The organism is Microbulbifer mixtoriginis (SeqCode) (assembly GCF_052466865.1).
This window is the reverse complement of record NZ_CP174293.1, coordinates 907,501-931,102: the sequence shown is the minus strand read 5'-3', so window position 1 is coordinate 931,102 and position 23,602 is coordinate 907,501. Positions and strand designations below refer to the sequence as shown.

The following is a 23,602-nucleotide window of genomic DNA, read 5'->3' as shown; positions in this document are numbered from 1 at the left end:
CTCCTATTTTGAGTCGGACTCAGTATTTTCTGCGGGGACCGCAGCGCGTTTACTTGGGGTGGTAATACCGTTCTCTTCCAGCTTTCTCTGCCAGGCGGCAGTTTGCTTGATCACATCGTCTGGCTTTTTGCCACGGCGGCGGATGGTCTGCTGCGGGCTAACCAGAACATTTTCCAGCAGGGTTTCATCGGCGCTGGCTTCGTGGGCTGGATTAATCCAGGGCATCACCGGGGTAATAAAATCGACGTGCATCAGGGTGGCCGGGTCGACTTCAGCCGGTACTTTAAAGGCATCGGCCAGTAACCCCATTTGCACCCAGCGTCGGGTGACCGGCTCTACAATCTCCTCGCAAAATTCCAGGCTGAGGGTTTCGTAGTTTGTCCATTGCTCTACCAATTCCTGGCGCTGCGCACTATAAGTACCGTTGTAGTTTTTGCTGATACTGCTAAAGCTGGCCATGGTGCCGGCGGCCGCCATGCGGTGCATGGTTTCTAAAAATGGGGTTAGCAGACCACTGGGGCGATTACTTTGAATGGTGCCGACAGATTCCCCAGGGCGGAGATCGTCGTAGATGGCACCGGCACGGATATCGAGAATGCGCTTTCCTTCACTATCCCAAGCATCATCATGCTCATACTCAGTAGGGCTACCCTTCTGAATAAAGCCAACCATGGCCGAGGCAATCTTGGCGGCAACGCGCTCGTTTTCTTCATAGTCTTTAATGTCATTTAGGCGATTCATTACCGCTGCAAAGATGGAAACCCCACGAGACTGGTGCAGCCTACGAACAAACTTAAGGTGTTCAATATTTTCAGCACTGTGACGTCTGCGCTTCATCCGCCAGTTCAGTGAGGCACCGGGGTGCTCGTCGTAGAGCCAAAATGCCTTGGCTTCGCCCCAGGCGGATTTCTCAATGCCCTGCACTATGCGTTTGCTGGGATCGTTGTAATCCACCGGCAGAAAATCCGGTTCCAGGCATTCGATGCTGTAAGGCACCGGGGTGCGATGCTTTAAACCGGGCACCGTGCCCTGCAGGTGCCGAAGCAGGGTTTCCCCGTCGCGCAGCCAGGTATTGCACAACAGCCGCTGGGATTTGCCCCAGCTGAACTGCCGGGTGCATTCCGGACGCCGCGCCCATTCCCTGTGGGCGTCATTCATTTGGCTGGCGAGGCCTTCATGGATATCGCCATCCCAGGTCTTGGGTTGGAATTCCACATCAATGCCGCGCGGGCCGACGATGTTGTTGGTCAGGGTAGTGAGAATGCCAAAGGCAAAATCGTGGTTTTGCTCTAGGTGCCGGGCCTGGCCGCGCAGGGTTTCCACACTGCCTTCAATGACTAAATCCCCACTGCGGTTATCACCGGGGTTTTTCCTCAGCCGGCTTGGCCGTGCAGCTTCATAGGCGGCGGCGATCTCCAGGGCGCGGCGGGCTTGCACACGGCGCAGGGCGGCCTCGGGCGCAAAGAACCCGATAACAGAATCCAGTTTGTTCATTAGTAAAAGTTCGCGTAGGCGGGTCCGCGGCGTTTGCCGGCAGCCTGGAGTTTTTCTTGCTGTGCGCGGCGCTCCCACTCCTGACGACCAGCGCGGATTTCCTGCAGGTTCTCTGCAGTAAATTGGCGGCCGTTAATCACCGTGGTTTTACCGGCGAGCACATCTAGCTCGGCCTCGATATAGAGGTCGACCATGGCTTGTGCGGTTTTCGACATTTAACTATCCAGTAGGGAGCCCACCGGCCGTGCTGGCCGGTGTGGTTTTTTCGGGGCTGGCTGAGGTTGATCCGGTGATGTTTCCGGTTCGCTAAACAGGGTGCGCTGGCCCAACTGTGATTCAATGCTGGACCATTTTTTCTCGTTGTATTTATGCATACCCTTGGCGTGGGCTGCGTGAAGGGCGTAGACCTCGGTATCGGTGCCCTCGTTGGGTCTGCCGGGGCGCTGCTGCCAGGTTTCCCGACCTTTATTTTTTTTACTGGGGGCTTTCACTTCGGCAGTCACCTGTTCCCAGTAGTCCTGCCGCACATGTTTGCAGCTGTGCATATAGGCACTGGTGCCAAGCAAGCGCTTGGCGATCAGGTCTTTCGCCTTGTGAGTACCCACGATATACACCCGCACTCCGTAGCGGTCGGCCTTGGTACGACGCTTGGGATTGTTGTAATCCACCTGTCTGGGTTGGGAAAAGATTTCCTTGGTGCCGAAGTCGTTACTGTCACCCTTAATGGCCATCACCAAGATACCGCGGTGTTTCTTATCGCGGGTTCTCACCCAGTGATAGACCGCGTTGCTGGTGCCCCCATCGGAGGAATCGATGCTTACCGCGGCTGCGCGGATCTCACCAAAGCGTTCGTGCTTAAAAGGCTGGAATACCAACTTGTCCAGGGCGTCCCAGCAGCTATCACGCTTGTCCGCGGTATCGCCATCGATCTCGCCCCAGAACATCTGCCAGCTTTCTTCATTGCGCCCGAAAGCGCGGATGCTGATTGCGAGTCGGTCGTGCTGTACATCGATGCCGATGGTTACCAGCAGGCCACCGGCGGGGCAGGATAATTCCGGGTAATCCTCAGCGGCCTCTTGTAGTTTTTCGTGGTCCAACAAGCGACTGGCGGCATACTGGTAGGGCCTGCCCAGTTTGTTGTTCTGGAATACGATGCGCGCGGATTCATCGCCGCTTTTGGCTTCATGCTCCGCTTCGAGAAAATCCCGCACCACATCGGCAAGGCCTGTGCCAGGTATGCACACATAGAGCTCAGAAAGCTCCATAAAGGTTTCTATCGGTTCGATTTCATCGGGCCCAAAATCTTCACCGCATTGGGTTTTAACCCAGCCGGCAAAGTCATCTCCATTTTCTCGCGCCGTTTTACAGGTCTGCAGAATATTGGCCTGGCGGCGGTAGTCATCCCATTCGCTGCCACATTCCGGGCAGCCATAGATGGCCGTATCAGGCTGATGTAAACCGAATACCGGATGCGGTATACCCTCTTCTTTCTTCAGCCAGCGAACGTTTTCCCAATCCAATACATGGGAGTCGCCACAGTCGTGGCAGGTCACCGGCAGCACGCGCATGGTACCGAGCTTGGTGTAGTGCTCCACCTGGGAGAGATCCGCTACCGCCGGCGTGCCACCAATAATTAATTTCTTATTGCGCATGCGCTTGAGGCGTTCGCGCAGGTGGCGAATGGAATCGCCCTGATCGCCAACGTCTTTGTTGGTATCGTCTGGCTCCTCCACATAGCCCCGGCGGGCTGTGGTGGATTTCACATTGGAGATAGAGTTGGAGCCAATGGTGCGCACCTCACCGCCGGGGAATTTCTTGCGCGTTGAGCGGCTGCCACCTTTACGGCTGGTGGTGACATCGATCACCCGATTCACTGCTGGCGAGCCTTCGATAATCGGCACCAGCTTTTCATCCATAAACAGCCGACCTTTTTCATCCTTGGGAAACAGCATCAGGATGCGGGCCGGTTCGGTGACGGCGACCTTACAGATATCGGTGGCCAGCAGAACCGTCCAGCCGATCTGCGCGGCCTTCTGCATTACCACCATCCACGACACTGGATTATCCAGTGCGTGCATTACGCCCCAGAAATAGGGCACATAATCGTTGCGGTAATAGCCGGCGTTATCGCTATCCTCCGACGGCAGTTTGATATTGTCTGGCAACCACTCAATCAGCGGGATTTTAGGCTGCGGTATCCAGGCCTGGCGCACCTCCTCCACCAGCCTCTTCAGATTCAATTTCGTAACTGCCAATAGCTTTGAGGGCAGCGTCAATGTTTGGCTGTAGGGGTTCGCGATCGATGGTAATGGCATGCTGGCTCTCGATAGCAATAACGATGCTTTCCACCGCTCCTAAAAATTCATTCTTGCCAATGGTGGACCACTCCACCATCGCCTTGCGTACGGACTCAATATCCAGAATTAATTGGTCTTGCCGGTAAAGCTCACGCATTTTTAATTGGGCATTTGCCTCTGACTCAACTGCCTGAGCCATATCACGACGATTTCGAGCTTCATTCGCCTGGCGGCCAGCGGCCTCAGTTCGCAGTCGCTCGCAATATTCATGAAGCCAAACTCTGAAACTGGCACCTACAGTAAAAACCTCTGCCTTGTAGTGTTTGGCAATAGCCGGTTGAGTAGCGCCAACCAAGCGAGCAAAGCCCAATTGAGTGGCCTGATCATCAAGAGAGATATCACCAGCCAAGGTATAACCCCCTAGGAAATTTCAGATAGCTGTTAAAAAAGCGGGGTCCGAATCACCCGTGTGTTGGCCCCCTCAGGAGGACCCGTTCAACGTCTTTTTGCGGTCGCAATCGCATGGTCCATGGCCTTATCCAGCTCTAATGGCAAATGCCTACGGGCTATGCCTTCAGCTATTCGAATAAAAGGGAATCGCTTGCGGTAGTCTGGCTTCCCCTTGAGGAATATCAGGATGGGCTTAACCGTTGGCCGGCGTTTGCCGCCTGCCCTCTTCCAAACGCCTAAGACACCATTAACTTTGCCAACGAAATATTTGCCCTTCTTACCCTGCGTACTACCTGCACCACCAGCAGTGCCAGAGTTGCCCCGTAATTCAGCCAGGATTTTTTTATAGGTTCCGACTGAGATATTCCCATGCTTGTTTAATCTCGCCGCCTCGCCATGCACCACATACATACCAGCAGGCAGGACACCCATGTACCGTAAGGCACGCTCAAAGCGCTTGTCGTTTCGGTTCACATCCATGACCGACGGGGCCAGATATTTACTCGGTGCAGTACCGTTGGAAACCTCATCACGGATAAACACTTTGGCAATGCCAGAACGCTTTGTGGCTTTCTTCACCAGTACAGAGTTCAGCGTTAACTTTGCCGGGTTTGTAAATACACGCCCCATAGCTGAGCGCTCTTCTCCCCGGATTCGAAAGGCCACGTTATTTAGGGCAACCGAGCTGGCATAAGGTAACTGCTTTATTAATTCAGCAGATGCCCGATCAAACTTTGAGGTATCCAGCTTTACACTAACGTCCATCGTCCCCGCCCTGCTGCTCCTGCAGCTTCAAGCGTTTGTGGTTGTAATACCAATTCACAATGAACCCACTCAAAGCAATCAAGAAACCACCCACCGCCAACAGCTCTTGCGCTGCATATCCACCGACTACCGCTGTACCCGCAGCAACCGTAGTGGTTGCACTGGCGATCTTCTGAACCATGGCTTCCCTCGCTGCCTCTTGAGCTACAGTGTTCACCGCTTAACCTCACTCACCCACGACTTCACGAAATAGAAACCGATGATGATGCTGTAAGGCTGCACAACCACATCCACCAGCAGGCCCTTCAGGTCTGCTACAAAAGGCGCCTTCAAAGCCATGGCCGCCGCAATAAATAAAACCAGCAGCGCCCAAACCAATGTCACCAGAAAGGCAATTAATCGTCGTGCCCGGTTCTGAGGCTGCGTTGCCTCCAGGTATTTGAGATACCAACGGGATTTTTCCTCATTGGTAAACCACACCGCATCCACGGTATTTACAGTGGCATCCAGCACTTTGCCCGCAGACTCTGGGCCGGCAAATAAACCCTTAACTCCAGACCAAATACCCATCACGGATACTCCGGCACATAGTGCGTAATTGTCAGATCAAACTCAGGCGGCAACAGCTCTCGCAACTGCTGCATTGCCTTGCGGGATTGCATCACCCACCAGCCACCGGGAGCCAGGCCATAACCAATACCAATACAGCCCTGCACATCCGCCGAATAATTAGCGGTGTGGATCAATATTTTTGTTCGGCCAGGGACTTCCTGCAGCTCCCACACATTGGGGAACCTAAGTGAGTTATAGGGATTACAGGAATAAACCCCTTCAGGAATACAGCTCTCGAACGGACGATTCCCCAACCACGGGCGCTCTACCGTATAAAACACACAGTCGCGCACTCGCAGCCGCCCCAATGTGGCATCAGGCCCATAGGCGAATCGCGTTAATTCAAACATGAGGTATTAGCTCCCGGATTTCGGGCACAAAAAAACCGGCTCAAGGGGCCGGTTTAGGAAGGTATTCTGTTCGCCGAATCACAAAACTCGGCAGCGTTGCAGATATTAGGGTGTACACGTGTACACTGTCAACAGCTACCTACTGAATTAAAAACCAGTTATGCAGCATCACGCGCCAAATAAAACGCCTCAACGGTCCCTTCAATAACTCGACACATGTTTATTACCCAGCTTTTGCTTTGACCGAGCTTTTTACACACATCAGGCATCTCCCATCGATAATAATATCTCAACCAAAAAACCAGCCCCTCCAATTCCGCCTTCTCCTTGTCCCGGCGCCGAGTAATTGTATTCAAATAGGCCAGTACCACCGCATCCATTCTGTCCGCTCTATTCCAATCAATTAATGCGGATATCCCTTGCCCCTCACAAACCATTCCCTTGTGAAATGCCGCCATACGAGGCCAAGACACAGAATCCCCCGCCCTCTCAGGGTATGCCCTAGCCCATTCCCACAGCAGTTCACGAATACCTAATTCTGACATTACGAATACCCTCTTCTCGACCAACTAACTCACCAACCAATCCCTATCACGCAGCCACCTGAAAACTATCGAAGTGCTCCTGAAAAACCTTTCTCGCAACATGCAGGTTGTCGCGGTGAAAAGTCCCCAGATAATCCTCATGCACCTCTTGGATTTTATTTTGAGTCACCACCGTATGGGCAAACACCAGATCCACTTGGCGCGGGTTATCCGTACGAAATACCGCTAAGGGTCTACTCGCAACGGTAGTCATAATTCGCTCTTGGGCTTCTGTCAGAGTTACAACGGTCATACTTCACGCTCCATGATGATTTGTAATTACCAGTTAAAATCTTCCAGCATCTCGGCCCAGGTAGTTGGCCCGCTGGTGGACTCCTCGCAAGGGATATATTCCCCCTCCAAAACCTCCTCCTCTCCGCCCTCTGAACTCACTGGAATAACCCCCGCATTTTTGCCAGCTCGCTCTCCCCACAGCGTCGGGCCCGCTCCTGAGCGCCATCGTCAGGCAGCGCCAGAGGTTTAAACCTGTTGTGCGCCGCACTGCCTGGGGACGGCTGACAAAGCCCCAGAAACTCCGCATAGTTCGGCGGCCAGCTAGACTCCCCACGCCGCGCAGCTTCGATATTGCGGTGCTCAATGTTTTCCATCCCTCTCGCCCAATCCTTGTCAGACAAGCCACGTGTCTTTCGCGCCCACAACATAAAATCCTCACCGTAAACCCCATTGCGCTCACCCTGGTCCGAGTCATACAACGCGCGCTGGGAAGTCCACTTGTGGCCATACAGCTGCGCCATGCGTTTCCACAGCGCCAACAGCAGCCTCTCGTGCCGAGGCTCTAGCGAAGGCCGTGTTGATCTGCTGCTGTTGCTGCTGGAGCCGGTTGCCAGCGCCTGAGTTACGGTTTTCATTGCCCACTCCCTGTTGGTGACTCACTGGAGGCCTGAATTCCTCCTGCCAGTGTTTTCCACGGCCAAAGAACCGCTTGGCCTGCATAACGTATTCAGTTCCGATCTTTCCTGTTTGCTCGCAGAAGGAGCGATAGCGATCCAGCCCTGATTGAAATTCTTCAGGCTGGTGCTGTTTGCGTTGCTTGCGATACGCCTTCAGGGCCTCACCCCTTGGATTACCGCCAGCACGTTTTGGGTAGGATTTCCACAGCTGGTCAAATTCAGATTCAATCGGATCAACTTCCGAAAAATCCGGATTTGTTCCAATAGTATTATTCTCTACTGTATTACTCAGTAATGTATTCCTCTCTTTTAGGAAACCTAAATACCCCTCTTTAGGATTCCTAAAGGGGTCGTTTAGGTTTTCTAAATACCCCCCTTTAGGTTTTCTAAATAGGTCAGGCTGGTTTTTAGAGTAAGCTTCAGACAGGAAAATGTTGCGCTCAACAACCCGTTTTCCCTCCCGCTTATGGCGAAGATAGATATACCCCTTCTCCTCTAGCGAGGTGAGAATTTGCGAAACTCTCGATGTAGAAACCCCAAAGAATTCAGCAAAAGCCTTGTTAGATTTGTAACAGCCCCTCGCCCGGTCAGCGGATAAACTCTTGATCTCTACCAACATCACCTTTTCTTGCATCGTTAAGGATTTATCCAGCCATAAACTGGCCGAAATCCAAACCCCCTCAAAAGCCCTTTCTTCAGACACAACTAACCCTCCAGCAAATCCACCTGAATTGGCAAAAATCAATGATTAGATATTGAATGCCGGTCTTTCCCGGCTGTCAGCGGTCTTTCCCGCCGTCATCAAAGCGGGCCGGGTTGGCGTCCCTCACCGGCCCTTTCTGTGGTTATTTGAGATAACCCTGTACAAATCCCCATATACCGCAATGAATTAATCCCAACCTTCATTCACCGCAGAATGGCAGGACAATAAAATGGGGGATTTGAAAATGATCGTTATTCTGGCTTCACCGACAAACCCTCACGGGCTTAACTTGCCTCCCGAACCTCTGGAATGCTTTGCTGATCTATTTGCCCCTCCAACGAACCAAACACATCAGGGCGCAAACAGGCGCGAGATACCTTCCGCTGAGTAGCCAACTCAATTTTTGTGCATAACTTTGGAGGCACTGCTCTCAGCCCTCGACGCATCTGAGACACAAAGACCGGCGTAACCCCAATTGCCCGCGCTAGCTTGGCCTGAGAGCCAACCACCCTCACCGCATCATCGATTGCTGAATTGATCACGTCCTGGGTCATCTAGGCTTCTCCCTACTGTCAGTAGCCAAAGTATTAACTTTCGGCTACTTGAAATCAATAGCCGCTAATTAATTAACTTGTAGCTAACATGTCGATATGAAACATCCTGACTTTGCAAAGCGGTTTAAACAAGCCGTTACACATGCCGGCGTAGAAGACACGCAGGAGGCCCTAGCTCGCCTGTTTGATGTCAGCACCGTGACTATTTGGAGCTACCGGAACGGTGAAAAATTACCGCGCATGAGTACCGCCACAAGGATTGCAGAAACTCTCGGGGTGTCAGTGGATTGGTTGCTCACTGGGGCCGGTAAAGGTCCAGGACTGCTAGGTAACACGGAGGGAAGCAATGTTACACAAGGACCAAGAATTCAAGGGAGAATCCCCCTGATCAGCTGGGTACAAGCAGGCGCTTTTTGTGAAGCGGTAGATCTGCTAGAACCCGGCGAAGCCGAAGCATGGCTGCCCTGCCCCGCTGCACACTCAGACCGCGCCTACGCACTACGTGTGAATGGCGACAGTATGACTAGCCCTTACCCAGGCCAGCGTTCTTACCCTGAGGGAACAATCATTTTTGTCGATCCCGACAAACCTCTTACTAATGGATGCCGGGTTATAGCCAAGATAAATGGAGAGGCAACTTTCAAAACTTATGCTGAAGACATGGGCCACATTTACTTGCGTCCGATCAACCCAACTTACTCACCGATGGATGTGACCGGCAAAGACATAACCTTTTGCGGCGTTATTATTGGCTCTTACACCCCGGAATAAAAAAAAGCCCGCAAATACGGGCTTTTTAATACTAAGAATCACAACAGTATTTTTTTAGCCATCTCAACTTCTATAACACCGCGAGATACACAGTTCAAAGTAAGATTTTGAGCCAATTCTCCCAGTATATACTCTCCCTGGATGTTTGAACGAACAATCACAGCTTTATCATCAACGACCACATTAAAAGCCACTTCCGTCTTGGTGTGATTGTCATTCAAGTAATCCATGCCTTTAGCCGTACCACAATGGGCCTCCTCCGGCGAAAGCCTCCAATCTTTAAGGGAGGTCGAGATATAACCCGCCTCTAAATCACTAGATAAAATCTTAAATCCATCTCTCAACAAGGCCTGCCTTGCCTTACTCAATACTTCCTGCTTGCTAGAGAAATGCTCTATAGCGAAATATTCGCTAATTATCACTGGCGCATCATTCTTTACAGCACAACCCTTAAGGCCAAATACCAGCAGAACTCCTACCACCACACAACTTAGCTTTTTCATTCTTATCCTCCGTGATAAGTGCTCTTCGAGCATACCAAGGGTATTAACTGTGAAAAATTAACTTATGGCTATTGACCAGCATATTAACTTTCGGCTACTTTAATTGCTAACCAAGGACAGGGCACTCAAATGGAAACCGCCAAACACCTCAGACCACTGGCACCTCGCCAGGCCGAAGCACTGACCCATCGCGCCCGAGGTCTTTCCAATCGCGAAACCGCCCAGGCCATGCAGTGCTCAGTAACGAACGTCACCAACCTGCTAGCGGAGTGCTTTTACAAACTCCACGCCCGCAACAGCACAGACGCAGTGGCCAAAGCGGTAAAGCACGGACTGATTCAATTCGCCCTGCTCACCTGCGTACTCAGCGGCATTGGTGCCGATGCACAAGACCAATTGCGCACCCGCTTCCAGCGCCGCCCCACAGTTCGAACCATTCGTATCCGCAACAACCGGGAGGGAATCGCATGACCGCCACCGTGTTTGTACATCCAACGGCTATGAGCAAAAACGATGTTGATCGCCTCAAGCACCGCATCGATATCGCCAACACCGACCACAAAGCGCACATTCGCTTAGTGCAACCAAAACCCACTTTTGCACGGCCAACACAAAACAATAACTGGCCCCCATTTGGAGGTGATGCGGCATGAATACTTTCAGCCCAACCCAGAGCGTTGAAACTTTGCTCCGCGTTGCCAACGGATACTCCGGCGCGAGTGAAATAGCCGCACAGGTTTTGCTTTCAGCCTGGAATAGCAGTGATTTCGCAGTTCCCGTTGCCAGCCTCTCCCTGCTGGATGGCGACAACTACCAACACGCCCTCAACGTGATGAATCTGCGCTACCACGGCAGAGCACCGCAAAGCGTAATTGCAGACGGCGAGAAAAAATTCCACGCCCTCTACCGCGAATGGAACCACCTGGAAATACAGAGGAAGGAAGCAGCGTGACCCAAACCCAGCCGCTCCCGCAAATGCCTTGCCGCCACTGTGGAAAATCCACAGAACCAGTATTTAACGGGCAATTGCAATTACGCGGCTGGAGCTGCCAACCCTGTCGATACTGGGAGCCCGCCATCGGCAGAGAAAGGAAGTTCAAAAAAACAACGGGGTTTAGCCATGAGTGAATTTAGCCGGATTTTAGAACTGTACGAAGAGCTTGCACGCACAGTACAGCTACAACAAATCCAAATAAATCAACTGCGCATACTCGCAGCTCAACAAGCTCAAACCCCACAAATAAAACCAAACAAACAGGAGGCAGCGTGAACCAGACAAAACCCTATACCGTCACCCAGGCCGCCCGAATGCTGGGAATGGGCAGGAATAACCTGCTGAAACTTCTGCGTGACAATGGCTTTTTGTATAGCCGTGAACCCATGCGCAATTCACCCACAAAGTGGGCCCTTGAGCAAAAACTCTTAAAGCAAAAAGAAGGCGAATATCTCGTAGGACCAGTAAAAGTGCAGCACATCACCGCACTTGTTACCAGTAAAGGCATGGCCTGGATACGTGACATCGTTGAACAAAATACGGCACCTAAAGCCAGCTAAAAATTTAACCGCGCCCAGGCGCATCAGTCAGCTGTAACTCTTAGGGCTGCCGGTACGGAGCCCAATTTAAAAAAACTTGGAGCATCCCATGAGCACAAACGTAACCCAGGTATTTGCCGATTTGGACGGCGGAGTATTTATAGAAAAACTAGCCCACATCCTCAGCGATGTGGCCGGCGCCGTAACCGATCACGAGAAGAAGGGTGAGGTAAGTATCAATCTAAAATTATCCAAAATACAAAACAGTGATCAGGTTCAGGTTGAACACACCTTGAAATTCAAAAAGCCGACCATGCGCGGCTCCATTATCCAAGACGACGCCACCTCTACACCAATGTACGTTGGTACAAAAGGCGCCCTCAGCTTCTACCCTGAAAAGCAGCCACCACTGTTTGACCAAGAGAGCAACGGCAACGTCGCCAAACTTAAAAGCAACGGCTAAGCCTTAAAACACATTTCTTTCAAACCCAAGTCAAACCTAAAAAAGAAACAAGGATTTACCAATGACCATGGATCAAAGCGCAGTAAAGGAAATCAAGGAATCACAGACCACCGCTGAATTGGCGAAAGTAATTGAGCAGGCCAAGCTTTCCACTCCAGCAATGGCAGCTCCAAAAGATTTCCAGATTCTAAATCTGGAAAAATATCAGCAGGGCCGCACACGTTATCGCGGGAAAATGGAAACTACATCTCTAGAAGATTTCGAGCAATATTGCATGGACTTCGGTAATGAGAGTGCCAAGTGTTTTGTTGACCCCGAAAGCATGACCGCACAAACCATTTTCAACTTGGGAACCACCCAAGAACCCGGCCACGCCGACTTCTCTGCAAAATTGCGCCTGATTAGAACCGCTGAATATAGAGCGCTAATAGACCTTAATGGTGATAGATGTTCACAAAAAGCCATGGCGGAATTTATGGAGGATTACGCCGAAAACATCCTTTGTTATACCGCCGATGGGGAGCCTATCAACACCAGCAAAGCCATTGCCGCCGTGCGCCGCCTCACTATCGAATCCTCACGCAAAGAGGATCACTCGGTTGATGACTTTAAATCTAGCCGCAGTGCCTTGGAAAATATCGAAGCCCGCAGCGAAGAGGTTCTCCCGGCCGGATTTAAATTTGAATGCATCCCCTACAACGGTTTGGAATCCCGCAGCTTTGACCTGCGTCTATCCATCCTTACCGGCGGCGACGCTCCGCGCCTTACCGCCCGCATCAAACGCCTAGAGGCCATACAAGAAGCCATGGGCCGAGAACTACAACTATCCCTCAGCTCAGTGCTGGTTCAGTCCCAAATGAAAACTTATATCGGCGATTTCGCCGCGTAGTTTAGGGCTGCCCACAATAGCCAAACGGGCCGCAGGTACTGGGCCCTAATACAGGACCAAGATCCAATGAAACCATACGCCCTATTTTACGGCACCTACAACCTTGAGATGGGTGGCGTAATAGATTTTAAGCAGTCATACCACACAGAAAAAGAAGCCTTTGAAGAGGCAACACAAATTGCCAAAAACGATATTTTCACTAGATGGGTACAGATATTCGACAAGAAAACAGACACCGTAAAGATTTTTAGCGTAGTGGATAGAAAGCTAAAGGAACGGAAAGAAAAGACTTGCCCAGCAGGGTTATTCGAAACCGCCCAGCCCCAGGCCTGCGAAAATTAAATACCGACCCAAGCCCGCCCAGTGCGGGCTAAGTGGGTAGAAAAGCATAGTGAGAGTATCTAGCAATGAACACCACTGAATTCAACAGCCAATACCCACCTGACACCTCCGTAATTTATGTTGATGATTTTGGCAAAGAAACACGTACACATACTCGATCAATTGCTTGGGATGTATGTGGCACCCCGGTTGTAAAAATTGAAGGCAAAGCTGGTGGAGTTGCGCTTGAAAGAATAAAAATCCAAGCGCGGCAATTAGCAGAGGAAAGCTCCAGTGGCCAAGCGTAAACCCCGCAAACCCATGAGCAAGCAGGCCCAACACGCCCGCCTGGTAAACCGCTGGCTGCCCGGCTTGGTCCTCACCGCCCGCAGCAGCACCGGCCTGGATACCGATGGAGACCCCATTCTCGATATCAGCCATCGACGCCAAGGCGGCGCCGTTGGCGACATAGCCCGCGCCAAGCTCCAACACGAAATACTCAATTGGCAACACCACTGGCTGGTAACGGTTTTTGTCGAGTGCAAATCTCCAGAGGGCGAACGCTATACCGACTCCACCGAGTTCGAAGCCCGCGGAGTCCGCCTAAACGATTTGGCGGAACTGGTGCGCCCAGAGCTGGACAACATCCAAAACCAAGCCAACCCCAACCACTACAAAGACCACGGATGGCAGGCGGAGATTCTGCCGAATCGTAAGCAGGAGAAAGGGAGAGCAGCATAATGAAGGAAAGACCTATTTTACTTAATGGGGATATGGTGCGGGCAATTCTGGATGGACGTAAAACCCAAACGCGCAGGCTGATAAATCCGCAGCCATTTAATGGCGTAAGCAATGAAGAGGCCATAAAACAAATTGGCGGCTTGCCCCCTAGACTCTCCTTGCATCAGGTAATTAATCAAGCTTGGCGAAGTGGGTGTGCGGATATCCCTTGCCCACTTGGAAAACCCTGTGACCGCCTATGGGTTCGTGAAACTTGGTGGCAGGCAGGTGATTGGGTTTCTTCATACCCTGAAGATGATGAGGGTCACTGGGGCGGAAGTAAAAGAATTCATTTTGCTGCTGATGGTAACCCACCCAATGAACCCAATTATGATCATCCAGATGGGCTCCAGAATGGCTCATTTGCTGCGGCACATCCCTATAGAGTTTGGAGAAAACGCCCATCAATCCACATGCCCCGCTGGGCCAGCCGTATCACCTTAGAAATAACTACCGTTCGTGTTGAGCGTATTCAGGACATCAGCGAAGAGGATGCGAAATCCGAAGGTTTGCGCTGGCATAGCCTCTACCGGGAGTGGGGCGGTGTCGAATTACACCCCGACTCTCGGCCGGACCTGCCGCAGTGGCGCTGGTATGACAACCCCGTCGAAGCATTTAAATACCTGTGGGAATCCATCAACGGCGCCGGCAGCTGGGACCAAAACCCATGGGTATGGGTTATTGAGTTTCGCAGAGTAGAACAGCAGGCGGAGGCCGCTGCGTGAAACTCTGGCAATCCCTCACCGGTATCGCCGCCCTAATCTTCTGCGGCACCAGCTTGGCCTTCACCGTGCAGCTATGGGTATCCATGCCCGCAGGTTTGGGCGGGCAGCTGGTTGCCGGTGCCACAGCGGTGGCCCTGGAACTGTGCAAATTCAGCTTCGCCCCGCTGGGCCTGTGGTTGTGCAGCCAAGGGCAAAAGAGCGGCTATGCCCTGCTCTGCCTCTGGCCCCTGCTGGTAGTGATCAGCATTGTCGCCACCGTTGGATTCCTCGCCACCCACAGCGAGGAACAGCAACAACGTAGCGCCCGCAACAGCCAGGAATACCGAGCGTTGCAACAGCAACTCAACAGCCTGCAACAGCAGATAAACACCCTAAACGGCCTGATCAACACCGACGCCAACAACGGCTACCGCCAGCGCGCCCTTAATACCGCAGCGCAGTTATCCACATTAGAGACTGAGCGCACCCAGCTGATCGAGAAGTTATCCACCATCGGCCAAACCGCCAACACACACAGCGCCTTCAACAGCCTCGCCAACACCCTAAACGCAGACCCCGCGCGGCTTCAGCATATCGGCTTCCTCGCGCTGGCGATCATCACCGACATAGTAGGACTGGTCGCGTTACTCGCGTTTAACGCCGCTGCAACGGTTGGTAAACGCGTTTCACAACCGTTTCAACAGCCCGAAACAGCTGAACAACAGCCAGAACACACCAGCCACCTGAGCAAAGAACAACAGCTACTGGCCCAACGTATCTGCGCCGGTGAATTCGGCAACCGCCCAGTGTTGCGCAACATCAGCAACAGCATCACCGGCGGATACAGAACCGTTAAACCCGTTTTCGACGCCCTGCAACAGGCAGGCGCACTCACACGCAACGGCCAGGGGTTTGCCCTGGTGCAACGCTAAGTACCCGGATATTTGGAAACAACGAAAAAGGAAAATCTTATGATTAAAGGATATTGGTCAACCAAAGACTTAAGCGAACGCTATCGCTGCTCAAGCCGCACAATCTTTAGATGGGTAGAGCGTGAAACCAACCCATTCCCAAAACCACGCATCAAAGCCTCTGGCAGCCATAACCTTTGGGCGATTGATGATGTAGAGCAATGGGAGGATCAAGTTTCACATCAAGCAGCTGCCTAGATGTTCCTCACCTCATCCTTAGCGATGGTATTCACATCATCACCCTCGCTAAGGATTGACCCCTTGATTAAGCGTCGATATTGAATCTTATTTTGTATTCACCAGTGAATACATTTTGGACCAATACATCTGAACTGCACTTAGATGAGGGGGTTGCCCCTATTGAGAATTGATAATAGCCATTCATCTGGATTACTGACCAATTGAACCTACATGATTGATAGGTTAATACCCCAGCATCCGCCACACCATTAGTTATTGAGGTATGAAAAGTCGAACTGTTTGCTGCCGCTGGGCTTGGAAATAGTGGAGAAATAATACCGGTTGAATTTGTTCCATTAATGAGCACATTATCAGAAGAAGTATTATTTTTTAGTTCTATGCTTGTTGATAATGTAGCTGCCAGTGTTGGTACAGAGAACGCTACAGATGCAAGTAATCCCGCTGTAAGAATAAATTTTCGTTTAACTTCCATTTCATTGCTCCTTGAAAATGACGTGTAAAGACTTTCAGCAAGTCCACAGCCATTTCAACTCACGCTGACGCCAAATGTCAATAATGTCATGTGAGTACAAAACATGGGGTACACAAACTAACCATTGGTGCAAAGCCTGGATTGTTGAACAGACTCAACTCCAGCAACAACATATGTACGCGGCCAAGAGCTTATCCTGTACCTTATTCGCATCAATCAAACTGACCAAGTAGCGCCCACTAGTCAGCCCCCGAGAGCAAAACCAAAGGCCAATTTGTTATAATGCGGCCTTTCAGATTCGGCCTTGGGGTATATTTCAATATGTGTACACAGGGGCGTACACAGATAAGGTTAAATCTAAGTGAATCAAGATTTTTCTCAACAATTTCAAAGACGTAGAACTTTCGCTATCATTTCCCACCCGGACGCCGGTAAAACAACCGTGACCGAAAAGCTACTTTTATTCGGAAATGCCATTCAGCTGGCAGGTTCGGTTAAGGGGAAAAAAGGTCCTCACGCGCGCTCCGACTGGATGACCATGGAACAAGAAAGGGGTATCTCCGTCACCTCCTCGGTGATGCAGTTTCCCTACAAGGAGCGCACGGTTAACCTGCTGGACACCCCCGGGCACGAAGACTTCTCCGAAGACACCTACCGGGTACTCACTGCAGTCGACTCTGCGCTGATGGTGATTGACGGCGCCAAGGGTGTCGAAGACCGCACCATCAAATTGATGAATGTGTGCCGACTGCGCACTACGCCGATTCTCTCCTTTATCAACAAACTGGATCGGGATATTCGCGACCCCATCGAAGTGATGGATGAAATTGAAGAAGTCTTGAATATCCAAGCCGCCCCCATCAATTGGCCACTGAGCTCCGGTAAAAATTTTAAAGGGGTATACAACCTCTACACCGATACAATTCACGTATTTACTCAAGGCCAGGGTCACACAATTCCCGACGATATCCAGATCAAAGGGCTCGACTCCGCTGAGGCCGATGAGCTACTCGGCGAATATGCCGAGGACATCCGCGAGGAAATCGAACTGGTACGCGGCGCTACCCACGAATTCAATCTGGAAGCTTATTTAGCTGGCGAACTGACTCCGGTATTTTTCGGCACAGCGCTTGGTAATTTTGGCGTACGTGAAATGCTCGATGGATTTGTCGAGTGGGCCCCGGGCCCTCAGCCTCGCGCCACCCAGGAGCGCCAGGTAGAGCCAAACGAAGAAAAGTTCTCCGGTTTTGTGTTTAAGATTCAGGCCAATATGGACCCCAAACACCGCGACCGTATTGCCTTTATGCGCGTCTGTTCCGGTACTTATAGCCGTGGCATGAAAATGAAACATGTACGCATCGGCAAAGATATAAAAATTGCCGACGCCGTAACATTTATGGCTGGCGACCGAACCCACGTGGAAGAGGCTATTGCCGGCGATATTATCGGCCTGCACAACCATGGCACTATCCAGATCGGAGATGCCTTTACTGAAGGTGAGTCTCTAAAGTTTACCGGCATTCCCAATTTCGCCCCGGAGTTATTCCGTCGTATTCGCCTGAAAGATCCTTTAAAACTAAAGCAACTGCAAAAGGGCTTGCAGCAGCTCTCCGAAGAGGGCTCTACCCAGGTATTTTTCCCACTGGATAACAACGACATTATTGTCGGCGCCGTCGGTGTCCTGCAGTTTGAAGTGGTCGCCTATCGCCTCAAGGACGAATATAAGGTGGAAGCCATTTATGAAAATGTAAATGTAAATACTGCTCGCTGGGTGGAAAGCGAGAGCGTGAAAGAGTTGGAAAACTTTAAACGCAAAGCAAGTACCAACCTTGCCATAGATGGCAGTGGACACCTGACCTACCTAGCGCCTACCCGTGTGAATTTGCAGTTGGCGGAGGAGCGTTATCCAGATATTCGCTTCTACGCCACCCGCGAGCATTAACTTGGGTGGACGTTTCCTGAAATCGCTTGTCAGTTCCAGGATGTTTGAGCAGTAGACAGAGAGATCAATAATGAGTCAGCAGAAAGAATTACCGGAAGAAATGCCCCGCCTAGGCAACGGCCTGACCGCTGCTATTGGTAGGCTGCTGATCCGGCTGATGGGATGGCGCCTGGAAGGTACCTTCCCTCCGGAAAAAAAAGTGATGGTGGCCCTGGCCCCGCACACCTCCAACTGGGACTTTGTCGTGGCCATGCCTTTTATCATGGCTTATAGGGTGAAAATTTCCTGGCTCATGAAGAAGGAAGCTTTTTTCTTCCCCTTTAAAAATCTCTTTATGTGGCTCGGTGGTGTGCCCACCAATCGTGGTTCTGCAGGGGGCATCGCCAAACAGGTAGCTAGGCAATACCGCAATAACGAAAAAATGTGGGTCGGTATAACTCCCGAGGGAACTCGCAAGAAAGTCACTAAGTGGAAAAGTGGCTTCCTGCGAATTGCTTATGCTGCCGAGGTACCAATTTTACTGGTTGCCTGGGACTTTTCTCGCAAGCGTTTCTGCCTGGACTCCCTCTACCATCCCACTGGAAACCTGGAAGAGGATATGACGGAAATCCAACGTCGCTTCAGTAAATACCAAGGGTTCCACCACAATATGCAAACCGATCTCTTGGAGGGCAGTGATTCCTCCCGTGATAGAATTCAGTAGCGATTTAACCCTTAGCACATATTTGATACTCGCCGCGGTGGCTTTCACCGCTGGCTTTATCAACGCCATCTCCGGCGGCGGAGGCCTGCTAACCCTGCCCGCACTCTTATGGGCTGGCCTCCCCCCCCTAGATGCCCTCGGCACTAATAAATTCCAGGCCGTTTTCGGTACTCTCTCATCCAGCTTCAACTATTTTCGAAAAGGGCACTTACAACTGAAACCCCAGTGGCCGGGCTTGATAGCGGCCGTTTTTGGCTCCGCTCTGGGTACCTGGGCAGTCACCAAAGTCGGGGGAGACATACTCGATACCCTACTGCCGATATTAATTATCGGCATCGCCCTCTACTTCGCATTTTCGCCGCGAATTTCTGATATTGACTCTAAATCCAGAATAAGTCCTGGGCTATTTAACATTCTGATTGGTGGTGGGATTGGTTTTTATGGAGGTTTTTTTGGTCCTGGAATAGGGGCCTTCTATGCCCTGGCATTCGCCGCTCTACTGGGTTACAACATGCGTAAAGCCACGGCATCAAGCAAACCGTTGGTATTGGCCACCAATATCACCTCACTGGTTATATTTATACTGGGCGGATACTTTTCACTGATAGTCGGTATCACTATGGCGGGCACCCAGATTATCGGTGCAAGATTAGGATCTAACCTGGTTATTTCCCATGGAGCCAAACTGATTAAGCCTGTAGTTATTCTCGTTACTATGTCCATCGCGATAAAATTACTGCTGGAGCCCTAGAAAGTGACCCTGTTCCTCACTCTGCTGCTGTCCTTCTGTGCTTTTGTCATTGTGATCTGGACATTAATGCATCTGCGCACTCCGCGATTTCGTATGGACAGAGCCAGCTTTATTAAAGGCCTGGAGGATGCCATCACCGGCCAGGCTAGCGAGAGTGAATGGCGTGCCCTAGTGGCGATACCAATGCGCCATGATCCTGAGTTGGAAGCAATGCGACTCAAGTGTCTCGAAATAGAAGAGCACGAGTCCAGTGATCACTCGCCCTATTTATTTACCGAGAAGGGGCTGGAACAACTGCGGCATATTCGCAGTAGGCTACTTATCAACACACCTAACAAACAACCTAGATCTTGAGTCAACGAGCTTTAATCAAGGATAAACATATGTTTAAACCACTACTGACCCTCACTGGGGCCTTTATTGCAACTACAGCGATCAGCATCGCCCAGGCGAAGCCACTACCCCAGGAAGATCTGTCCGTGGCAGAAGTATTGCGTGATCGCGCCCTGGCTTCTTCCGATGCCTATAGCATCGTTGAATCCTTGACGGTAGAAGTGGGCCCCCGTCGCGCAGGTACGGAAGGTGATCGGCGTGCAGTGGCTTGGGCCCAGGAAAAAATGAAATCCCTGGGGTTCGATCGGGTTTATACAGAGCAAATTGAAGTACCCCGCTGGACACGTGGACATGCCCACGCCCAGGTGGTTTCGCCCTACCCCCAACCACTGGTGGTGTCTTCCCTGGGCTATAGCGTAGCAACCCCCAAAGGTGGCCTTACTGCGGAAATCGTCGAGTTTCCCGATGTTGAAGCCCTACTGCAAGCCTCCCCTAAACAGGTAAAAGGGAAAATAGCCTTCATCAACAAGCGTATGGAAAAGGCTCGTACGGGTGAAGGCTACGGCCCTGCAGTGCAAGGGCGCAGTAAAGGTATGCGTGCAGCCGCTGAGAAAGGTGCTGCCGCACTGCTCCTAAGGTCCGTGGGCACAGACTCTGACCGCTTTGCCCATACCGGCATGATGTCTATTAATGATGTCGAAAACCCAGTTCCCGCACTGGCACTGTCAGCCCCGGATGCCAACCTTTTAGAAGCCATGTTGAAACGTGGCAAACCGGTAGAAGTTAAGCTCGATATAGATAATCAGCGTCACAGTGATGGCCCATCATTTAACGTTATTGGAGAAATTACTGGCCGCGAGAAACCCGAAGAAGTCATGATTATTGGCGCCCATTTGGATTCTTGGGATGAAGGCACCGGAGCGCTGGATGATGGCGCCGGAGTCGCCATAGTAATGGAGACCGCTCGCCTGATTGCCGAGCTCCCCAAGCGTCCTCGCCGTACCCTGCGCGTAGTTCTCTTTGGCGCTGAAGAAATTGGCCTGGTCGGCGCCAAGCAGTATTTAGATGCACATCGTCACGAGCTGGATAATATTATTGCCATCTCTGAGTCTGACTTTGGCGCAGGTAAGATCTGGAGATTTGATACTCGTTTGCCTGAGAGTAAATTCGATATTGCCGACCAAATGATGCAACTACTAGCACCTCTCGGCATCGAGCGCGGACATAACAAATCCTATGGCGGACCAGATAGTAGTGTGTTTGTCGCCGAAGGAGTCCCTGCCTTCGGTCTCTACCAGGATGGTACCGACTACTTCGACTATCACCATACCCCTAACGATACCCTCGATAAGGTGAAGCCAGAGAACCTGCGCCAGAACGTCGCAGCCTGGGTAGTGATGTCCTTCCTTGCCACCGAGATGGAAGATGACCTCGGCCGAATTCCCTCAAAAATAAAAGAGTAAACTAAGCACCTCACAACCACGACAAGAGTCTCCTCAGTGGAGGCTCTTTATACCTCACCTGCCAACTACCCTATTCGTGCTATTCTCCAAGTTACCCACAGCACCAAGGCATATTTCTGTTTCCTGCTGATGGCCATTCCATTAACAGGCTGTTACTAACAGAATCCATGGATAGAGCTGTGTATAACTCAGGGATATCCACGCTCAGGCCCCTGTTTCCGCGGGGGCCTTATCAACGGGTAAAAAAACACCAGCCATTTATCCACTTTCCACCGCTTGGCGTTATTAACAGAAAGTCTGGATAGACTTGTGCATAACTGCGGTATATCCGCGCCAGGCCCCGTGGTTGCACAGGTTTATTAAAACGTGCAAAAAATCACCGGCATTTTTATTGGTATTTCTGCGCCGTTTTTTTCAACGCAATGATTTTTCTAGGTTAAAGAGCACTTTTTAATTTCAGGTGTTTTTTTGGTGGTGCTTGGGGTGCAGATTAAATAAAGCGCGTTATTTTTTTGTATTTTCATTTTCTCCTTACAGAAAAAATTTAAGAAAGTGCTTTATTTATAGGAGGGAAGGCTCTTCAGAACTTTTTAGAGCCTGCGCTTTTTTCATTGGCTTTTACCGAGTTGGATTTTTCGGCGGGAGTGTTGCGAGTAAAAATTCGATTGAGCTTTTTATTTTTTCTGTATTTTGAATTTTATTTTTTATTCTCTGTTTTTATTTTTTTACGCATTCAATTTTTTTTGCACATAAAAAAAGGGCCACCCTATTGGGTGGCCCTTTTCGGATTAGAAGCCTGACGATGACCTACTCTCACATGGGGAAGCCCCACACTACCATCGGCGATGTTGCGTTTCACTTCTGAGTTCGGCAAGGGATCAGGTGGTTCCACAACTCTATTGTCGTCAGGCAAACTGGCTTGGGTTGGCGTTGGTCTTATAAGCAATTTTACTTGGCCTGCCGTGTTATCGCTGTTTGCCTCGGTCTGTTGACCGGCGATAACCCCAAATAAGTCGGTAAAACAATCTGTAGTAATACACCGCAAGCGATCATTGTGTGTCTTTCATTCCACAATCCGCTAGCTTAGCTAGTCGTTAGTAACCATCTCTGTTGTATGGTCAAGCCGCACGGGCAATTAGTACTGGTTAGCTCAACGCCTCACAACGCTTCCACACCCAGCCTATCAACGTGGTAGTCTTCCACGGCCCTTTAGGACTCTCAAGGAGTCAGGGAAATCTAATCTTGAAGGAGGCTTCCCGCTTAGATGCTTTCAGCGGTTATCCCGTCCGAACATAGCTACCGGGCAATGCCACTGGCGTGACAACCCGAACACCAGAGGTTCGTTCACTCCGGTCCTCTCGTACTAGGAGCAACTCTTCTCAAATTTCCAACGCCCACGGCAGATAGGGACCGAACTGTCTCACGACGTTCTAAACCCAGCTCGCGTACCACTTTAAATGGCGAACAGCCATACCCTTGGGACCGGCTTCAGCCCCAGGATGTGATGAGCCGACATCGAGGTGCCAAACACCGCCGTCGATGTGAACTCTTGGGCGGTATCAGCCTGTTATCCCCGGAGTACCTTTTATCCGTTGAGCGATGGCCCTTCCATACAGAACCACCGGATCACTATGACCTACTTTCGTACCTGCTCGTCATGTCTGACTCGCAGTCAAGCGCACTTATACCATTATGCTCATTGCATGATTTCCGACCATGCTGAGTGCACCTTCGTACTCCTCCGTTACTCTTTGGGAGGAGACCGCCCCAGTCAAACTACCCACCATACACTGTCCTCGATCCGGATAACGGACCAGAGTTAGAACCTCAAACATACCAGGGTGGTATTTCAAGGACGGCTCCACAGTAACTAGCGTTACTGCTTCAAAGCCTCCCACCTATCCTACACAAGTAGGCTCAAAGTTCAGTGCAAAGCTGTAGTAAAGGTTCACGGGGTCTTTCCGTCTAGCCGCGGGTACACTGCATCTTAACAGCGATTTCAATTTCACTGAGTCTCTGGTGGAGACAGCGTGGCCATCGTTACGCCATTCGTGCAGGTCGGAACTTACCCGACAAGGAATT

Annotated in this window: 34 protein-coding genes and 2 rRNA genes (1 of these 36 cut by a window edge); 19 read left to right on the top strand and 17 right to left on the bottom strand. The window is 51.1% G+C overall.

Translation table 11 applies throughout. The annotated features are described in order from the left end of the window. Positions 1 to 3: 3 nt before the first annotated feature. From ACJJJA_RS04250 to ACJJJA_RS04190, 13 genes are all read right to left on the bottom strand, one after another. The gene (locus tag ACJJJA_RS04250; protein ID WP_444903813.1) at positions 4 to 1,494 is read right to left on the bottom strand and encodes a phage portal protein; all 1,491 of its coding nucleotides are present in this window, start codon (positions 1,492 to 1,494) and stop codon (positions 4 to 6) included. Beyond that, positions 1,494 to 1,709 carry a DUF6148 family protein gene (locus ACJJJA_RS04245; protein WP_444903812.1) on the bottom strand — a complete coding sequence of 72 codons (216 nt, stop codon included), beginning with the start codon at positions 1,707 to 1,709 and terminating at the stop codon, positions 1,494 to 1,496. Before ACJJJA_RS04245 ends, ACJJJA_RS04250 begins: the two co-directional genes overlap by 1 nt. After that, positions 1,710 to 3,734: a terminase gpA endonuclease subunit gene (locus ACJJJA_RS04240; protein WP_444903811.1), complete on the bottom strand. Its 2,025-nt coding sequence runs from the start codon at positions 3,732 to 3,734 to the stop codon at positions 1,710 to 1,712. Next, positions 3,679 to 4,200: a hypothetical protein gene (locus ACJJJA_RS04235; protein WP_444903810.1), complete on the bottom strand. Its 522-nt coding sequence runs from the start codon at positions 4,198 to 4,200 to the stop codon at positions 3,679 to 3,681. The genes ACJJJA_RS04240 and ACJJJA_RS04235 overlap by 56 nt, the downstream gene beginning before the upstream one ends. Before the next feature lie 86 nt (positions 4,201 to 4,286). Continuing rightward, positions 4,287 to 5,006 (bottom strand): hypothetical protein, encoded by a 720-nt coding sequence (locus tag ACJJJA_RS04230; protein WP_444903809.1) that lies wholly within the window; start codon positions 5,004 to 5,006, stop codon positions 4,287 to 4,289. After that, the gene (locus ACJJJA_RS04225; protein WP_444903808.1) at positions 4,996 to 5,223 is read right to left on the bottom strand and encodes a holin; all 228 of its coding nucleotides are present in this window, start codon (positions 5,221 to 5,223) and stop codon (positions 4,996 to 4,998) included. Before ACJJJA_RS04225 ends, ACJJJA_RS04230 begins: the two co-directional genes overlap by 11 nt. Further along, positions 5,220 to 5,576, bottom strand: coding sequence for a hypothetical protein (locus tag ACJJJA_RS04220; protein ID WP_444891222.1), 357 nt, complete (start codon positions 5,574 to 5,576; stop codon positions 5,220 to 5,222). The genes ACJJJA_RS04225 and ACJJJA_RS04220 overlap by 4 nt, the downstream gene beginning before the upstream one ends. Beyond that, on the bottom strand, positions 5,576 to 5,968 hold the full coding sequence (locus ACJJJA_RS04215) for a DUF5675 family protein (RefSeq protein ID WP_444903807.1): 393 nt from the start codon (positions 5,966 to 5,968) through the stop codon (positions 5,576 to 5,578). Before ACJJJA_RS04215 ends, ACJJJA_RS04220 begins: the two co-directional genes overlap by 1 nt. A 158-nt stretch (positions 5,969 to 6,126) precedes the next feature. Beyond that, positions 6,127 to 6,513 carry a hypothetical protein gene (locus tag ACJJJA_RS04210; protein WP_252084498.1) on the bottom strand — a complete coding sequence of 129 codons (387 nt, stop codon included), beginning with the start codon at positions 6,511 to 6,513 and terminating at the stop codon, positions 6,127 to 6,129. Between the two features lie 46 nt (positions 6,514 to 6,559). Further along, on the bottom strand, positions 6,560 to 6,805 hold the full coding sequence (locus ACJJJA_RS04205; RefSeq protein WP_444903806.1) for a hypothetical protein: 246 nt from the start codon (positions 6,803 to 6,805) through the stop codon (positions 6,560 to 6,562). A gap of 136 nt (positions 6,806 to 6,941) precedes the next feature. Then, entirely contained in the window at positions 6,942 to 7,307 is a 366-nt protein-coding gene (locus ACJJJA_RS04200) for a hypothetical protein (protein WP_444903805.1), read from the bottom strand. Beyond that, entirely contained in the window at positions 7,258 to 8,166 is a 909-nt protein-coding gene (locus ACJJJA_RS04195; protein ID WP_444903804.1) for a helix-turn-helix domain-containing protein, read from the bottom strand. The genes ACJJJA_RS04200 and ACJJJA_RS04195 overlap by 50 nt, the downstream gene beginning before the upstream one ends. A gap of 284 nt (positions 8,167 to 8,450) precedes the next feature. Then, complete coding sequence (locus ACJJJA_RS04190; protein WP_444890024.1) at positions 8,451 to 8,720, bottom strand: transcriptional regulator; 270 nt, start codon at positions 8,718 to 8,720, stop codon at positions 8,451 to 8,453. A gap of 96 nt (positions 8,721 to 8,816) precedes the next feature. Here ACJJJA_RS04190 and ACJJJA_RS04185 point away from each other — a divergent pair, with 96 nt between their 5' ends. Then, positions 8,817 to 9,491 carry a LexA family protein gene (locus ACJJJA_RS04185; protein WP_444891226.1) on the top strand — a complete coding sequence of 225 codons (675 nt, stop codon included), beginning with the start codon at positions 8,817 to 8,819 and terminating at the stop codon, positions 9,489 to 9,491. A 38-nt stretch (positions 9,492 to 9,529) separates the two neighbouring features. Here the strand turns inward: ACJJJA_RS04185 and ACJJJA_RS04180 are convergent, their stop codons facing one another. Next, the gene (locus ACJJJA_RS04180; protein ID WP_444903803.1) at positions 9,530 to 9,994 is read right to left on the bottom strand and encodes a hypothetical protein; all 465 of its coding nucleotides are present in this window, start codon (positions 9,992 to 9,994) and stop codon (positions 9,530 to 9,532) included. Positions 9,995 to 10,123: 129 nt separating this feature from the next. Between ACJJJA_RS04180 and ACJJJA_RS04175 the strand changes: the two genes are divergently transcribed. From ACJJJA_RS04175 to ACJJJA_RS04115, 13 genes are all read left to right on the top strand, one after another. After that, complete coding sequence (locus tag ACJJJA_RS04175; protein ID WP_444891228.1) at positions 10,124 to 10,465, top strand: response regulator transcription factor; 342 nt, start codon at positions 10,124 to 10,126, stop codon at positions 10,463 to 10,465. After that, positions 10,462 to 10,647, top strand: coding sequence for a hypothetical protein (locus tag ACJJJA_RS04170; protein ID WP_444903802.1), 186 nt, complete (start codon positions 10,462 to 10,464; stop codon positions 10,645 to 10,647). The genes ACJJJA_RS04175 and ACJJJA_RS04170 overlap by 4 nt, the downstream gene beginning before the upstream one ends. After that, positions 10,644 to 10,946, top strand: a complete 303-nt coding sequence (locus ACJJJA_RS04165; RefSeq protein WP_444903801.1) for a DUF7673 family protein — start codon at positions 10,644 to 10,646, stop codon at positions 10,944 to 10,946. Before ACJJJA_RS04170 ends, ACJJJA_RS04165 begins: the two co-directional genes overlap by 4 nt. A gap of 168 nt (positions 10,947 to 11,114) precedes the next feature. Then, complete coding sequence (locus ACJJJA_RS04160) at positions 11,115 to 11,264, top strand: hypothetical protein (protein WP_444890019.1); 150 nt, start codon at positions 11,115 to 11,117, stop codon at positions 11,262 to 11,264. Further along, positions 11,261 to 11,548, top strand: a complete 288-nt coding sequence (locus ACJJJA_RS04155) for a phage antirepressor KilAC domain-containing protein (protein WP_444903800.1) — start codon at positions 11,261 to 11,263, stop codon at positions 11,546 to 11,548. The genes ACJJJA_RS04160 and ACJJJA_RS04155 overlap by 4 nt, the downstream gene beginning before the upstream one ends. A gap of 88 nt (positions 11,549 to 11,636) precedes the next feature. Further along, positions 11,637 to 11,990, top strand: a complete 354-nt coding sequence (locus ACJJJA_RS04150) for a YfdP family phage-associated protein (protein WP_444903799.1) — start codon at positions 11,637 to 11,639, stop codon at positions 11,988 to 11,990. A 61-nt stretch (positions 11,991 to 12,051) separates the two neighbouring features. After that, positions 12,052 to 12,879 (top strand): DUF2303 family protein, encoded by an 828-nt coding sequence (locus ACJJJA_RS04145; RefSeq protein WP_444903798.1) that lies wholly within the window; start codon positions 12,052 to 12,054, stop codon positions 12,877 to 12,879. A 66-nt stretch (positions 12,880 to 12,945) separates the two neighbouring features. Further along, positions 12,946 to 13,221, top strand: a complete 276-nt coding sequence (locus ACJJJA_RS04140; RefSeq protein WP_444903797.1) for a hypothetical protein — start codon at positions 12,946 to 12,948, stop codon at positions 13,219 to 13,221. Positions 13,222 to 13,286: 65 nt separating this feature from the next. After that, a complete protein-coding gene (locus ACJJJA_RS04135; protein WP_444903796.1) occupies positions 13,287 to 13,508 on the top strand; it encodes a hypothetical protein in 222 nt (73 codons plus the stop codon). Then, positions 13,495 to 13,941: a hypothetical protein gene (locus tag ACJJJA_RS04130; protein WP_444903795.1), complete on the top strand. Its 447-nt coding sequence runs from the start codon at positions 13,495 to 13,497 to the stop codon at positions 13,939 to 13,941. The genes ACJJJA_RS04135 and ACJJJA_RS04130 overlap by 14 nt, the downstream gene beginning before the upstream one ends. Next, the gene (locus ACJJJA_RS04125; RefSeq protein WP_444903794.1) at positions 13,941 to 14,705 is read left to right on the top strand and encodes a hypothetical protein; all 765 of its coding nucleotides are present in this window, start codon (positions 13,941 to 13,943) and stop codon (positions 14,703 to 14,705) included. The genes ACJJJA_RS04130 and ACJJJA_RS04125 overlap by 1 nt, the downstream gene beginning before the upstream one ends. Then, positions 14,702 to 15,616, top strand: a complete 915-nt coding sequence (locus ACJJJA_RS04120; RefSeq protein WP_444903793.1) for a hypothetical protein — start codon at positions 14,702 to 14,704, stop codon at positions 15,614 to 15,616. The genes ACJJJA_RS04125 and ACJJJA_RS04120 overlap by 4 nt, the downstream gene beginning before the upstream one ends. Positions 15,617 to 15,655: 39 nt before the next feature. Continuing rightward, positions 15,656 to 15,853: a helix-turn-helix transcriptional regulator gene (locus ACJJJA_RS04115; RefSeq protein ID WP_444903792.1), complete on the top strand. Its 198-nt coding sequence runs from the start codon at positions 15,656 to 15,658 to the stop codon at positions 15,851 to 15,853. A 67-nt stretch (positions 15,854 to 15,920) separates the two neighbouring features. Here the strand turns inward: ACJJJA_RS04115 and ACJJJA_RS04110 are convergent, their stop codons facing one another. Next, positions 15,921 to 16,328 (bottom strand): hypothetical protein, encoded by a 408-nt coding sequence (locus ACJJJA_RS04110; RefSeq protein ID WP_444903791.1) that lies wholly within the window; start codon positions 16,326 to 16,328, stop codon positions 15,921 to 15,923. A 361-nt stretch (positions 16,329 to 16,689) separates the two neighbouring features. On the opposite strand from ACJJJA_RS04110, the gene ACJJJA_RS04105 reads away from it, so the two are divergent. The 5 genes from ACJJJA_RS04105 to ACJJJA_RS04085 all read left to right on the top strand — a co-directional run bounded on the left by ACJJJA_RS04105 (position 16,690) and on the right by ACJJJA_RS04085 (position 21,520). Next, positions 16,690 to 18,270, top strand: coding sequence for a peptide chain release factor 3 (locus tag ACJJJA_RS04105; RefSeq protein ID WP_252084478.1), 1,581 nt, complete (start codon positions 16,690 to 16,692; stop codon positions 18,268 to 18,270). Between the two features lie 70 nt (positions 18,271 to 18,340). Further along, positions 18,341 to 18,973: a lysophospholipid acyltransferase family protein gene (locus ACJJJA_RS04100; protein WP_252084477.1), complete on the top strand. Its 633-nt coding sequence runs from the start codon at positions 18,341 to 18,343 to the stop codon at positions 18,971 to 18,973. After that, positions 18,945 to 19,724: a TSUP family transporter gene (locus ACJJJA_RS04095; RefSeq protein ID WP_444887995.1), complete on the top strand. Its 780-nt coding sequence runs from the start codon at positions 18,945 to 18,947 to the stop codon at positions 19,722 to 19,724. Before ACJJJA_RS04100 ends, ACJJJA_RS04095 begins: the two co-directional genes overlap by 29 nt. A 3-nt stretch (positions 19,725 to 19,727) precedes the next feature. Then, a complete protein-coding gene (locus ACJJJA_RS04090) occupies positions 19,728 to 20,078 on the top strand; it encodes a hypothetical protein (RefSeq protein WP_444887994.1) in 351 nt (116 codons plus the stop codon). A gap of 29 nt (positions 20,079 to 20,107) precedes the next feature. Then, positions 20,108 to 21,520: a M20/M25/M40 family metallo-hydrolase gene (locus ACJJJA_RS04085; RefSeq protein ID WP_444903790.1), complete on the top strand. Its 1,413-nt coding sequence runs from the start codon at positions 20,108 to 20,110 to the stop codon at positions 21,518 to 21,520. 794 nt (positions 21,521 to 22,314) lie between these two features. Here ACJJJA_RS04085 and rrf read toward each other — a convergent pair. Continuing rightward, positions 22,315 to 22,430 (bottom strand): 5S ribosomal RNA (gene rrf, locus ACJJJA_RS04080). 204 nt (positions 22,431 to 22,634) lie between these two features. Then, positions 22,635 to 23,602, bottom strand: a 23S ribosomal RNA gene (locus ACJJJA_RS04075); it runs 1,913 nt beyond the window's last position.